The following is a 12,720-nucleotide window of genomic DNA, read 5'->3' as shown; positions in this document are numbered from 1 at the left end:
GCGGGGGCGTCAGCTCTCCGCGAGGACGATGACCCGGTCGCGCGCCGACAGCACCAGCGGGGCCGTCTTGTCCGGGTTGAGGACCACCCCGTACCCGGGCGGCTCGTGGTACCGGTCGATCAGCCGGTAGCCGAGCGCGACCTCGCCGCGCCGCCGCGCCGACTCGATCAGCGTCGCGAAGTCGGCGGTGCCGCCCGGCACGAGGTAGTCGCAGGCGGGCTTGAGGTAGATCTCCGACCCGGCCGGGTCGAGCAGGTCGGCGAACACGTCGTACAGGTGCCGGTTCTCGCTCAGCTGGGTCAGCATCAGACTGATCAGCTTGTCGCTGACGACGAAGTCGTCGGCCTTGGTGACCTGCGCGACCTCCCGGTTCGCGTCGTCGTTGATCTCGCTGACGATGGAGAACGGGTCGCCGAGCGCGTCCTCCATGTCGCGCAGGTGCAGCAGCGTCACCAGCGTGCGGGCGTCGGCGTGCTCGCGGTCGAAGCCGGCCTCCGACAGCACGATGACGTGCTGGTAGGAGCCGACGTCCAGGGACTCCAGCGACGGCCGGTCGGTCGGCTCGGCGGGCACGAACCCGACCTTGAGGTTGGCGAACGGGCCGAGCCCGCCGGTCGGGTCCGCGCGCGGCGCGGCCACGGTCAGCGCCGAGCCGGGGGCGAGGAAGTCGTCCAGCAGCTCGATGATCTTCTGGGCGCGGTGGTTCCAGCCGAGCAGCAGGGTGCGCTCGGGCAGCGGCTCCCGCGCGGTCGCCGTGGCGATCGCCCGCTCCCGGACGGGCGGCGGCGGCCCGGACGCGAGCCGGATCAGCAGGTCGTCCTCGGCGAGCACGATGATCTCGTCGTCGGCGCGGACCGGGGTGTCCATCGGCGGGTTCAGCGCGACCGTGCCGTCGCGGTGCCGCAGCCCCGCCGGAACGCCGAGGTCGTAGCGCGACAGCGTCTCGCCGAACGCCAGCCCCGCCAGGGACGGCTCGGCTCGCATGTAGAACTCGTGCCCGGCGAAGTCGAGCAGGTCGGTGCAGACCTGCGACAGGCCGGACTGGCGGTGCGACTGGACGATGAGCCGGATCGCGATGTCGTCGGCGTCGATGACCCATGCGGCCTCGCCGCCCGCCAGCCGGGCCGCGGGCAGGTTCGCCGAGTCGTGCACCGCCGCGACGACGTGCGGCCGGCGCCGCTCCCAGGCGCGCGCGCCGAGCGACAGCAGCACCTTGATGACATGGGTGTCGGCGTCCTCGACCTCCGGCGAGATCACCATGATGGACCGCGCGGTGCCGGGGCTGACCAGCTCCAGGTCGGCGACCTTCAGCGGGTTGCCGGTGCGGCACACGATCCGGGTCCGGCCGAACTCGCCGACCCGCGCCCGGATGGCGTCCTCCATCTCGACCTTGTCGCGGTCGGCGAGGATCGCCACGCACGAGCGCCGCTCGCTCTGGTTGGCCTCCACCAGCTCGGCGACGACCGTGAACACCTGCTCGGACCAGCCGAGCAGCACGGTGTGGCCCTGCTCGACGATCCGCGACCGGCCCTTCCGCAGCTCGGTGATCTTGCCTTCCAGGCCGGTGGTGAGCACGCCGATCAGCGCGCTGACGATGAAGATGCCGCCGACCGTGGCGACCAGCATCAGGCCGAGGAACGCGACGCCGCCGCTGTCGCCGCCCATCGTGCCGGGGTCGAGGGTGCGCAGCAGGCTGCGCCACACCATGCCGGGCCAGTGCCCGTGGCGGTCGCTGTCGCGCGGGGCGAGGACGACCGCGGCCGTCGCCACCACGAGCACCAGCGCCGCCGAGGCGAGCCCCAGCCAGCCGATGAGCGCCGGAGTCCCCTTCGACATCGTCGTGTCGAACCAGTACCGGACACGGTCCCGTCGCGTCGCGTGCTTCAACCCCGCTTGCCCCCCTTTGCCGGCCCCCGGGGCGTCACCCTACCGACATGCGCGGCGATGATGTTCGCCATGCGAAATTCGGGGAATGCCGAGCGAAAGGCGATTTGCCCGGTGTGCACTAATGCGGGAGGGGCCGGAGTGAGAATTTCACTCCGGCCCCTCGGCGCTCCGCCGGAACTCGGCCGGCCGCGCGGGGTGCTAGTGCGCGGCCTCGTACTGCTCGATCACATTGGCGGGGATACGGCCCCGCTCATTGACCTTGATGCCGTGGTTCTTCGCCCACTCGCGAATCTCGGCGGAGCGCTCGCGGCTGCCCGCGGTGCGCGTGCCGCGCGCCTGCCGGCCCGCCGGCTTGCGCGCCTTGCGGGCGCCGGCCACGAACGGCTCCAAACCGTCGCGCAGCTTCGCGGCGTTCTTCTTGCTCAGGTCGATCTCGTAACTGGTGCCATCGAGCGAAAAGCTGACGGTCTCGTCGGCCTCGCCACCGTCGATGTCGTCCACGAGAAGGACTTCGACCTTCTGTGCCATGCGGGGACTCCCTCTAGCTATGCGTCCGGCTTCGCGTCCGGATGAGCGTCGATGAATGCAGCATAGACCTCATCCGATATCTTGCCACGTTCGGACACTTCGACGCCCTCGCGCAATGCCCACTCGCGGACGTCGCCGTTCGTGTAGCCCTTGATCTTCGCCACCCGAGGCCTGCGGCCCTTCCCCGCGGGCTTCACCTCCACGGCGTTCTCGATGAAGGGCGCGAGCGCGTCCAGCATCTCGTTCAGCCGCTTGTAGTTGTCATCGCTCAGGTCGATCGTGAACGTCCGACCCAGGACCTCGAAGTCCCGCTTGGCGACATCGTCGCCTTCGGAGCCGTCGATGTCGTCGACTCGAATGACCTTCTCGGCCATCTGTATCCTGTTTTCCTTCCCCTCGCCTACGCGGCGCACCTGACCGTAGCGGATTCCGGGGCCGGCCATGACGTCGCGGCGCGGCGCGGCACGCGAAAAGGCGCGCCGGATCGGCGCGCCTTCGCCCGGGAGGCCCTCAGGAAGCCGGACGCGCCCGGATCCAGGTGCTGAGCAGCAGCATCATCTCCAGGCGGAGATCGGGGTCCTCGATGTCGAAGTCGAACATCTCGTGGAGTTGCGCGAGCCGGTACCGGACGGTCTGCGGATGCACGCACAGCACCTCGGCGGCGCCCGTGGCGTTGAAGCCGTGCTTCATGCATTCCAGCAGCGTCTCGGCCAGCCGGACGCCCTGCCGCCGGCCGGCGGCCTCCAGCGGGGCCAGCCGCCGCGCCGCCACCAGCGCCGCCAGCGACGCGCCCTCCTGCAGCAGCAGCTCCGGCAGGTGCTCGTCGGCGCGGACGAGCAGCCCACCGCGCCGGGACCCGCGCCCGGCGCCGTTCGCCTTGCCCGCCGCCGCGCCGTTCCCGCCGCGGGCGCGGCGCGGCGCCGGGGGCGCGAGGTCGAGCGCGCGCCGCGCCCACTGCAGCGACGTCCGCGCCTGGTCGGACGGGACGGACGGGCCGACCGCGCCCGTCCAGCCGGCCAGCGTCGCGGTCAGCTCGTCCATCCGGCCGGGGCCGTCCGGGTCCGGCATCACCAGGCAGGGGCGGCCGTGGTCGAGCCCGGTCAGCAGCGACGGCGGCAGCCCGGCGGGGCCCTCGCCGCCGCTGCCCGGGCGCGGCCGCAGCACGATCACCGCGAGCCGGCGCGGCAGCGGCCAGCCCGCCCGGGCGGACTGCTCGGCGACGACCTCGGGCGGCGCGGGCGGGTCCGACAGCAGCAGCGCCAGCAGCCGGCCGCGGCGCTGCTCGCGCTCCCCGGCGGCCTTCTCACGGGCCCGCGCGTAGCCGTGCGCGGCGGCGGAGGCGAGCGCGTCCAGGTAGGCGAAGTTCGCCTCGGCGAGCAGGCTGATCAGGGCGCGCGGGCGGCCGAGCCGCTCCGCCTCGACGGCGAGGTGCCGCCAGGCCAGCCGCGAGGCGACCCGCATCGCGTTCTGCAGGTGCTCCAGGCTGCGCCCCTCGACCGCCTCGCCGTACCCGACGTCGAAGAAGACCTGGTACACCTCCTTCCAGGACGCGTCGGGGTCGGCGATCATCTGCACGAAGTGCTCCATCGCGTGCGCGACGGCGGCCTCGGCGACGCGCACGTAGGCGGTGTCGCTCGGGCGGTCGTACTCCGGGACGTGCCGGAGCACGCCCTTCACCATCGGTCCGAGCAGCTCCGGCAGCCGCGGGCGCATCCAGCGCGCCTCCTCCGCGGGGACGTCGCGCCACGGTTCCTCCGTGAGCCCCTCCATCACCGGTGATCCGGTGTGCGCGTCCTCGTAAGCCGTCGTCATCGCGACACCTCCTCGACCGAACGCCCGTTCGTCTCAACCTAGGCATCCGGGCCGGAGCGCGACACTCATCGGGCCGCACCGCCGGGAGGGGCCGATTGTCAGCCGTTTGACAAGGGTTCGCGCAGGGGCGGCGGCCGTTGCGCGGCGGCGCGGCGGGCGTGCTCAAGTTCGGGTCAAAGCGTGCATGGCAAAGGGTTCGCCGGGTAGCGGCACGACGGAGTGCGATCATCGAGCAGTCACGAGGAGCCGAACCATGGCCAATCCGGCCGGCCACGAGGACCGGAAGCAGGAGCAGCTGGAGCGGCGGCGGGTGAGTCCGGAGGGGGCGGCCGGGCTGACCACCGACCAGGGCGTCCGGGTCGACGACACCGACAACTCGCTGAAGGCGGGCGAGCGCGGCCCGTCGCTGATGGAGGACTTCCACCTCCGCGAGAAGATCACCCACTTCGACCACGAGCGGATCCCCGAGCGGGTCGTGCACGCGCGCGGCTCCGGCGCGTACGGGCACTTCACACTGACCGAGTCGCTGGCCGAGTACACCACCGCCGAGTTCCTGTGCGACACGTCGCTGACGACGCCGGTGTTCGTGCGGTTCTCGACGGTCGCCGGGTCGCGCGGGTCGGCCGACACCGTCCGCGACGTCCGCGGCTTCGCGACCAAGTTCTACACGAACCAGGGCAACTTCGACCTGGTCGGCAACAACATGCCGGTCTTCTTCATCCAGGACGGCATCAAGTTCCCCGACTTCGTGCACGCGGTGAAGCCCGAGCCGCCCAACGAGATCCCGCAGGCGTCGTCGGCGCACGACACGCTGTGGGACTTCGTGCAGCTCCAGCCCGAGACGATGCACATGATGATGTGGCTGATGTCGGACCGGGCGCTGCCGCGCAGCTACGCGATGATGGAGGGATTCGGGGTCCACACGTTCCGGCTCGTCAACGCGGAGGGCCGCGGGACGTTCGTGAAGTTCCACTGGAAGCCGAAGCTCGGCGTCCACTCGCTCGCCTGGGACGAGACGCAGAAGATCGCCGGCAAGGACCCCGACTTCAACCGGCGCGACCTGTGGGACCGCATCGACGCCGGCGACTTCCCCGAGTACGAGCTCGGCGTGCAGCTGGTGCCGGAGGAGGACGAGCACCGGTTCGGCTTCGACCTGCTCGACCCGACCAAGATCATTCCGGAGGAGGAGGTCCCGGTGCGGACGGTCGGCCGGATGGTGCTGGACCGCAACCCCGACAACTTCTTCGCCGAGACCGAGCAGGTCGCCTTCCACCTCGGCAACGTCGTGCCGGGCATCGACTTCACCAACGACCCGCTGCTGCAGGCCCGGCTGTTCTCCTACCTGGACACCCAGCTGATCCGGCTCGGCGGGCCGAACTTCCCGCAGATCCCGGTGAACCAGCCGGTCGCCGACGTCCGCAACCACCAGCGCGACGGCTACCACCAGATGAGGCTGCACCAGGGGCAGGCGAGCTACCACAAGAACTCGCTCGGCGGGGGCTGCCCGGCCGTCGGCGGGCCCGGATCGTTCACCCACTACCAGGAGCGCGTGGACGGCGAGAAGATCCGCAAGCGCAGCGACAGCTTCAAGGACCACTACTCGCAGGCCACGCTGTTCTGGAACAGCATGTCCGACTGGGAGAAGGAGCACATCGTCGGCGCGTTCCGGTTCGAGCTCGGCAAGTGCGAGCACAAGCAGATCCGCGAGGGCGTGGTCGCGCAGCTGAACCACGTCGACCACGGCCTCGCCGTGCAGGTCGCGGAGGGCGTCGGAGTGGAGCCGCCGTCCGACGCCGCGACCGCGAACCACGGCCGGACCTCGCCCGCGCTGAGCCAGGACACCCAGCCGGGCTCGGTCCAGGGCCGCAAGGTCGCGATCCTGGTGGCGGACGGCGTCGACTCGGCGGCCGTCGGCGCGGTCGGCGACGCGCTGGCCGAGGCGGGCGCGGTGTGCGAGGTGCTCGCCGCCAAGGACGGGCACGTCCAGGCCGCCAACGGCGCGCAGGTCACGGTGACCCGCGCGATGCCGACCGTCGCGTCCGTGCTGTACGACGCCGTGCTGGTGCCCGGGGGAGAGGCGAGCGTGCGGACGCTCGCGCAGGACGGCGCCGCGGTGCACTTCGTCGCGGAGGCGTTCGTGCACTGCAAGCCGATCGGCGCGCTGGACGAGGGCGTCGCGCTGCTGGAGCGGGCCGGGATCACCGGCGTGAAGACCTCGCAGGACGGCACCGTCGAGGACGCCGGCGTCGTGACCGGGCGGGGCCCGGGCGGCGGCTTCGGCGCCGCGCTCATCGAGGCGATCGGCGGGCACCGGCACTGGCGGCGGCGCAAGGACCACGTGCCGGCCTGACCGGGCGGCGCGGGCGGGGCCCGGCGCGGTGGCACGCTTCCAGCGGGCGCCGTGCCGGGCCCCGCCGCGGTTGGCCGCATTCTGCCAAATCAATTGTGGGCCATGTCACAGAACGGCGGTGCGCGGGAATGATTGAATGATGATCTGAAAATATATCTTGTGCAAATCCCCGGTTAGAACTCGCGATCCGGCTCGCAAGAATCGCGTGCATTCCACCCGCATTCCGGCTGGAAGAGGCCGGCCCGCCGCCCGCCGGCCGTCGTGACCGTCCGTGCAAGTGGGTCCTGACATGCGGGTTCCGGGCGGCCCGCGGGCCGCCCGGCGGCGTGTCCGGCGCGCCGCTCCTTGCCGGTCTGGGAAGACCCACGCGGCCCGGACTGCCCATGGGTGCAGTTCATACCGGCGCATTTCTGTAGCAAGATGACGGCCGTCTCGCTGGATTTCCTGTGCTTCCGGTAAGGGCCCCGGGCGGCCTTTTTCGCGGCCGCCGGGCAAGGGCATGGGGCCGATTATGGAGGGAGGGCGCATGGCCGCGTCCGTTATGACGGGCGCGCGTGCTGCCGAACGGCGCCCCGGCGGGCGCCGCCGGCTGACCCGGCACCGCCCGAGAACCCCGCGAAATATGAGGAGTCGACACGTGGAAGAAGGAGCGTTCGGCCGGGCCGCGCAGGAGCGGGCCGCCGCCGAGGCCGAGGCCGAGATCGGCCGGCTGTGCGAGCGGCTCGCCGAGGGCCTGGCGATGGGCCTGGACGAGGGCCGCGAGATGGTCGGCGGCGCGATGGCGGAGTTCCTGGTGGACTTCTTCGAGACCGTCCGGGCCAAGGGCTCCCGTCCCGGCGTGCGGGGGATGGTCGCGCTGCCGATGCTGGTGCACGGCGCGGAGGCCGGCGACCCCGCGCCCGCCCGGCCGCTCGCCGTCGTCCACCTGCTGTGGTGGGCGGCGGCCCGCTACCTCGACGACCTCACCGACGCGCCCGGCGCCCCGTCCGCAGGCAACACCGCGGTCGCCAAGCGGGTGCTGACGGCGCTGGCGGTGGGCGGCCAGCTGCCCGCCCGGCTCGTCGCGGACCTGCCGGTGCCCGACGCCGTCCGCTGCGGGCTGGCGGACGAGGTGTCGCGGGCCTGGCTGGACGCGGTGGACGGGCAACTGCGCGACCTCACCGACCGCCCGTCCGCCGCCACGCCCGCGTCGGTGCTGCGCGCCTACGCGGGCAAGACGGGCGCGCCGTACGCGATGGCGGCGGCGTCCGCGGCCCGGCTCGCCGGCGCGGGCGCCGACCGGGCGGGCGGCTGGCGCGCGTTCGGCCGCCGGCTCGGCGTGCTCCGCCAGCTCGTCAACGACCAGCGCGACCTGGCGTCCGGACGGCACGAGGACCTCGCCAACGGCACCGCCACGTACCTGCTGGCGCACCTGCTGTCCGCGCTTCCGGCCGCGCGGCGGCGGGAGGCTCTCGCGCTGCACGCCGGCGCCCGCCACTCGGCGTGCGCGCGCGCAGAGCTCACCGCCTGGATGCTCGACGACGACGTCCTGGACGGTTACGCGGCGTCCGTCGCTCCGCTCGTCGGGCACGCGCACGACCTGCTCGGGCTGCTCGGCGGCGACCCCGCGTTCGTCCGCGGGCTGCACGACCTGGTCGACGAGACCGCCGCGCACCTGCCCGGACCGCGGCTGGCCGTGGCCTAGAGACCGGCGAGGAGGACCCAGCATGACTACGGCCGGCGGACTGCCGGACTTCCTCGCGGCGCAGGGCCCGCGCGTCGCCGCGGCGATCGGCGAGGCGCTCGGCGGCCACCCCGCGCACCAGCCGATCCGGCGCACCGCCGGGCCGCTGTTCGGCGGCCGGGAGGAGACCGCCGCGCGGCTGCTCGCGCTCGTCGCGGCGGGCGGGCCGCTGCCCGCCGACGACCTCGCGCGGTTCCGCGACCTCGGCGTGATGGCGGCGCGGCAGGGCATCCCGCTCGCGGTGCTGTCGGAGGTGTGGGACGGCGCGCTCGCCGCGGCGGCGCGGACCTGCTGGGCGGGCGCGCCCGCCGGCCTGTTCACCGAGCTGGCCGAGGCGACCGGCCGCGCCGCGCGGCTGGCGGGACGGGCCCGGGAGGCGTGCATCCAGGGGTACGCGGACGCGCCGCGCGAGGGCGTCCGATCCCGGCCGCTGCGCCGGCTGCTCGCCGAGACGCTGATCGACGGCGCGCCCGCCGAGGTCATCGCGGACGCCGCCGGTGTCGCGCTCGCGCCCCGCTACCTGGTGCTGCGGTGCGAGGCGCCGGGCCTCGGCGCGGCCGCCGCGGCGCACTGGGCGCGGGCCCGCGAGCACCTGGAGGCGATCGACGGCGTCCTGTACTCCGGCGACCTCGCCGAACTCGTCGCGCTGTTCCCGGCCGGGGACCCGGTGCGCGCCGAGGTGCTGGCCGCCGAGTTCGTGGCCGTCCTCGCCACCTGGACGCGGGGGCCGGTGCACGCCGCCGAGTCCTGCCGGGCCGATCTCGGCGGGATCCCCGACGCGCTGGAGGAGGCGTCCCGGGTGCTGACCGTCGTCAAGGCGATCCCGGACGCCGAGGACCGCCCGTACCGCGCCGACGAGCTGCTCGTCGAGCTGGCGATCCTCGGCCAGCCCGGCATCCGGGAGCGGCTCGCCGCGGTGCTGTCCCCGCTGGACGCCGGCACCGACCTGCGCCGGACCCTGGAGGTGCTGCTCGCCTGCAACCTCGACCGCGAGCGCGCCGCCCGGGAGCTGTGGATCCACCGCCGGACGCTGCACTACCGGCTCGACCGGATCCGGGACCTGTCCGGCATCGACCCGAGCTCCGCGCGCGGCATCCAGCTGTTCCGCGCCGCGCTCACCTCGGCGCGGCTGACGAGCCTCGAACGCGACGGCCGCCGCGCCGAGGAGGCGTCGCTGCCGCCGCCGCTGAGCGCCTGACCCCTCTGATCCGACGCCCCCGCGCTCGCGCTCAACGCGGCGCGGCCGTGGCAGGCCGTCGGCCGCGCCGGGGCCCCACCTGCTGCTCGCCTTCACCGGCTACGCCGTACTCGGGCCGGCCAGATGACGTGCGGCGGCGTCAGGCGAGGCCCATCTCGCGCTTGGCGGCCTCGAACTGCACCGCCATCGCCTCCGACAGCGCCTTCGCGCCCGACAGCGGACGCACCATGACGCAGAACTCGTCGATCAGCCCGTCGTCGTCGTGGTGCAGGAAGTCGCAGCCGTGCACCTCGCGGTCGCCGACCCGCGCCTTGAACACCAGCGCGTGGTCGCGCCCGTCGCCGATCTCCCGGACGTAGCGGAAGTCGGTGAACACGCGGGTCACCGCGCGCAGAATCGCCGACACCACCGGGCGGCCGTCATAGGGCGCGAACGCCACCGGGCTGAGGAACCGCACGTCCTCGGCCAGCAGGTCGGGCAGCGCGTCGAGGTCGCCCTTCTCGATGGCCGCGCGGAAAGGGTGCATCGGGCCTGCCTCCATGCCGGGTCTCGTCGCCGCTCGGTGCCGTCCGCGCTCGCGCGGGTCAGGGCGGCGGGCGGCGGGCGGCGTCCCGTCGAGCCTATTGCGATCTCCGCCGGCGGGCGTGCCCGGGGCACGCCGACCTGACCGGCGTGACTCCTTTTTCTCATCCCTTCGCCTCTATCGGTAAATTTCAGCCTTCGCGGAGAGTGATGCTGGTCTCATTCTCCGTCGCGGGCCGCCGGCCCGGGAATGAAACCGGCTCTCATCGTCTTGATCACGGGGTGCGCCCGCCGCTCGGAGCGGGGCGCCCCCACCCCGCGGCACGGACCGAACCACCTCCCGGAGGCGTACCAGCGTGACCCAGCCCGCCACCGCCCAGCACCCGCGCACGGCCGCTCCCGCCGGTGCCGCGGCCGCCGGCCGCGAACCCGACCTCGGCATGCCCGCCGAGCGCGGCTCGGGCCTGCTGATCGCCGTCCTGGCGTTCGCCGGCATCGTCGTCGCGGTCATGCAGACCCTGCTGATCCCGGTCATCGGGCAGCTGCCGCAGCTGCTGCACACCTCGCTGTCGAACGCGACGTGGGCGATGACCGCCACGCTGCTGTCCGGCGCCGTCGCCACCCCGATCATGGGACGGCTCGGCGACCTGTACGGCAAGAAGCGGATGACGCTCGTCAGCGTCGCCACCGTCGTCGTCGGCTCGCTGGTCGCCGCGGTCAGCTCGCAGCTGCCGCTGGTGGTGGCCGGCCGCGCGATCCAGGGCTTCGCGATGGGCGCGATCCCGCTCGGCATCGGCCTGATGCGCGACTCGCTGCCGAAGGAGCGGCTCGGCTCGGCACTGGCGCTGATGAGCTCCTCGATCGGCGTCGGCGGCGCGCTCGGCCTCCCGCTGGCGGCCTACATCGCCCAGCACTTCAGCTGGCACATGCTCTTCTACTTCGCCGCGGCGCTCGGCGCCGTGTCGTTCGTGCTGGTGACGGTCGCCGTCCCGGAGTCGAAGGTCCGGGCGAAGGGCCGCTTCGACTTCGCCGGGACGGTCGGCCTCACCGCGGGGCTGCTGGCGGTGCTGCTGCCGATCACCAAGGGCGGCGACTGGGGCTGGACGAACCCGCGCACGCTGGGAATCGGCGCGGTGGGCGTCGTGATCCTGGTGCTGTGGGGCGTCGTGGAGCTGCGGCTGCGCGACCCGCTGGTCGACCTGCGCACCACCGCGCGCCGCCAGGTGCTGCTCACCAACCTCGCCGCGATCACCATCGGCGTCTCGTTCTACGCCATGTCGCTGGTGTTCCCGCAGCTGCTGGAGCTGCCCACCGCGACCGGCTACGGCCTCGGGCAGTCGCTGCTGGTCGCCGGGCTCGCGGTGGCCCCGATGGGCATCGCGATGATGCTGGTCTCGCCGCTGTCGGCGCGCATCTCCGCCGCGTTCGGCGCGAAGGTCTCCCTCATCCTCGGCATGCTCGTGATCGGCGGCGGCTACGCCGCGGCGCAGGGCCTGATGAACGCGGTGTGGCAGGTGGCGCTGGTCTCGGCGCTCGTCGGCGTCGGCATCGGGCTGGCCTACTCGGCGCTGCCCACCCTCATCCTCGGCGCCGTCGACCCGTCCGAGAGCGGCGCCGCCAACGGCGTGAACACGCTGATGCGCTCCATCGGCACCTCGGTGTCCAGCGCGCTGCTCGGCACCGTCCTCGCCCGCAACACCGTGCACTTCGCCGGCGCCGAGGTGCCGGACATGACCGGCTTCCGGATCTCGCTCGCGATCGCGACCGGCGCCATCGCGCTCGGCGTCCTGCTCGCGGCCTTCCTGCCGTCCGCGCGCCGTGCGAAGCGGCGCGCCCGGACACCTGACCCGGCCGTGTCCGAGCCCGTGGTCGAGAACGAGGCGCCCGCGCCGGCGCCGAGCCCGGCGGCAGCCGAGCCGACCGTCGCGGGCGGGGGCCCGGCGGTGCGCGGCCGGGTGCTGCGCCCCGACGGGACGCCGCTGCCCGGTGCCACCGTCACCCTGATCGACGCGTCCGGCCGCCAGCTCGGCGTGGTCGCCACCGGTGCGGACGGTGGGTACGCGATCGCCGCGCCCGCGCCCGGCGGCTACGTGCTCGTCGCCTCCGCGCCCGGCCACCAGCCCGAGGCCGCCACGGTCACGGTGCTCGACGGCCCGGCCGCCGCCGACCTGGTGCTCGGCGGCATCGGCGGGCTGGCGGGCACGGTCCGCGACGAGGCGGGCGAGCCCGTCGCCGGCGCCGTCGCGGTCGCCACCGACCAGCGCGGCGAGGTCGTCGGCTCCGGCGTCACCGGCCCGGACGGCGCGTTCGCGCTGGCCGACCTCGCGCCCGGCGGCTACACGCTCACGGTCAGCGCGGCCGGTCACCGGCCCGCGGCCCGCCCGGTGCGGGTCGAGGGCGGCGAGCCGGCAGCGGCGGAGATCGTCCTGCCCGCCGCTCCCGCGCTGCGCGGTACCGTCCGCGGCCGCACCGGCGAGGCCCTCGGCGACGCGCACGTGTCGCTGGTCGACCAGGCCGGGAACGTCGTCGCCACCACCCGCACCGGCCCGGACGGCGGCTACGCGTTCGAGGGCCTCGCCCCCGAGGACTACACGGTCATCGCGTCCGGGTACCCGCCGGTCGCGGTGCCGCTCGACCTGTCCGGGGCCGGGCGCGACGACTTCGACATCGCGCTCACCCACCGCCGGGGCGAGTAGCCGG

General features: G+C 73.8%; 9 protein-coding genes. 4 read left to right on the top strand and 5 right to left on the bottom strand.

From position 1 onward, the window contains the following. Positions 1 to 9: 9 nt before the first annotated feature. The 4 genes from F8568_RS32530 to F8568_RS32515 form a co-directional block, all read right to left on the bottom strand. Positions 10 to 1,887 (bottom strand): CASTOR/POLLUX-related putative ion channel, encoded by a 1,878-nt coding sequence (locus F8568_RS32530; protein WP_328601122.1) that lies wholly within the window; start codon positions 1,885 to 1,887, stop codon positions 10 to 12. Between the two features lie 198 nt (positions 1,888 to 2,085). Continuing rightward, positions 2,086 to 2,415 carry a histone-like nucleoid-structuring protein Lsr2 gene (locus F8568_RS32525; protein WP_151547238.1) on the bottom strand — a complete coding sequence of 110 codons (330 nt, stop codon included), beginning with the start codon at positions 2,413 to 2,415 and terminating at the stop codon, positions 2,086 to 2,088. Between the two features lie 17 nt (positions 2,416 to 2,432). Next, positions 2,433 to 2,789, bottom strand: a complete 357-nt coding sequence (locus F8568_RS32520) for a histone-like nucleoid-structuring protein Lsr2 (RefSeq protein WP_151597520.1) — start codon at positions 2,787 to 2,789, stop codon at positions 2,433 to 2,435. Between the two features lie 136 nt (positions 2,790 to 2,925). After that, positions 2,926 to 4,227 carry a PucR family transcriptional regulator gene (locus F8568_RS32515; protein ID WP_151597519.1) on the bottom strand — a complete coding sequence of 434 codons (1,302 nt, stop codon included), beginning with the start codon at positions 4,225 to 4,227 and terminating at the stop codon, positions 2,926 to 2,928. Between the two features lie 253 nt (positions 4,228 to 4,480). Between F8568_RS32515 and F8568_RS32510 the strand changes: the two genes are divergently transcribed. The 3 genes from F8568_RS32510 to F8568_RS32500 all read left to right on the top strand — a co-directional run bounded on the left by F8568_RS32510 (position 4,481) and on the right by F8568_RS32500 (position 9,498). Then, positions 4,481 to 6,577, top strand: coding sequence for a catalase (locus tag F8568_RS32510; protein ID WP_151597518.1), 2,097 nt, complete (start codon positions 4,481 to 4,483; stop codon positions 6,575 to 6,577). A 637-nt stretch (positions 6,578 to 7,214) separates the two neighbouring features. After that, the gene (locus tag F8568_RS32505) at positions 7,215 to 8,261 is read left to right on the top strand and encodes a polyprenyl synthetase family protein (RefSeq protein ID WP_160573849.1); all 1,047 of its coding nucleotides are present in this window, start codon (positions 7,215 to 7,217) and stop codon (positions 8,259 to 8,261) included. Positions 8,262 to 8,283: 22 nt separating this feature from the next. Further along, positions 8,284 to 9,498 (top strand): PucR family transcriptional regulator, encoded by a 1,215-nt coding sequence (locus F8568_RS32500; protein ID WP_151597516.1) that lies wholly within the window; start codon positions 8,284 to 8,286, stop codon positions 9,496 to 9,498. A 139-nt stretch (positions 9,499 to 9,637) separates the two neighbouring features. Here the strand turns inward: F8568_RS32500 and F8568_RS32495 are convergent, their stop codons facing one another. Then, positions 9,638 to 10,024 (bottom strand): nuclear transport factor 2 family protein, encoded by a 387-nt coding sequence (locus tag F8568_RS32495; RefSeq protein WP_151597515.1) that lies wholly within the window; start codon positions 10,022 to 10,024, stop codon positions 9,638 to 9,640. Between the two features lie 352 nt (positions 10,025 to 10,376). Here F8568_RS32495 and F8568_RS32490 point away from each other — a divergent pair, with 352 nt between their 5' ends. Then, positions 10,377 to 12,716, top strand: a complete 2,340-nt coding sequence (locus F8568_RS32490; RefSeq protein WP_202125614.1) for an MFS transporter — start codon at positions 10,377 to 10,379, stop codon at positions 12,714 to 12,716. Positions 12,717 to 12,720: the final 4 nt, after the last annotated feature.

The sequence above is a fragment of the Actinomadura physcomitrii genome (assembly GCF_008923205.2).
GTDB classification, from domain to species: Bacteria; Actinomycetota; Actinomycetes; order Streptosporangiales; family Streptosporangiaceae; genus Spirillospora; species Spirillospora physcomitrii.
Note: the sequence above shows the minus strand (reverse complement) of the source record. Positions and strands in the feature narration are given on the sequence as shown.

What these genes read in the sequence shown, in the direction of transcription:
- F8568_RS32525 (WP_151547238.1), bottom strand. Translation starts at nt 2,415, where the DNA reads ATGGCACAGAAGGTCGAAGTCCTTCTCGTGGACGACATCGACGGTGGC.
- F8568_RS32515 (WP_151597519.1), bottom strand. Translation starts at nt 4,227, where the DNA reads ATGACGACGGCTTACGAGGACGCGCACACCGGATCACCGGTGATGGAG.
- F8568_RS32495 (WP_151597515.1), bottom strand. Translation starts at nt 10,024, where the DNA reads ATGCACCCTTTCCGCGCGGCCATCGAGAAGGGCGACCTCGACGCGCTG.
- F8568_RS32510 (WP_151597518.1), top strand. Translation starts at nt 4,481, where the DNA reads ATGGCCAATCCGGCCGGCCACGAGGACCGGAAGCAGGAGCAGCTGGAG.
- F8568_RS32520 (WP_151597520.1), bottom strand. Translation starts at nt 2,789, where the DNA reads ATGGCCGAGAAGGTCATTCGAGTCGACGACATCGACGGCTCCGAAGGC.
- F8568_RS32500 (WP_151597516.1), top strand. Translation starts at nt 8,284, where the DNA reads ATGACTACGGCCGGCGGACTGCCGGACTTCCTCGCGGCGCAGGGCCCG.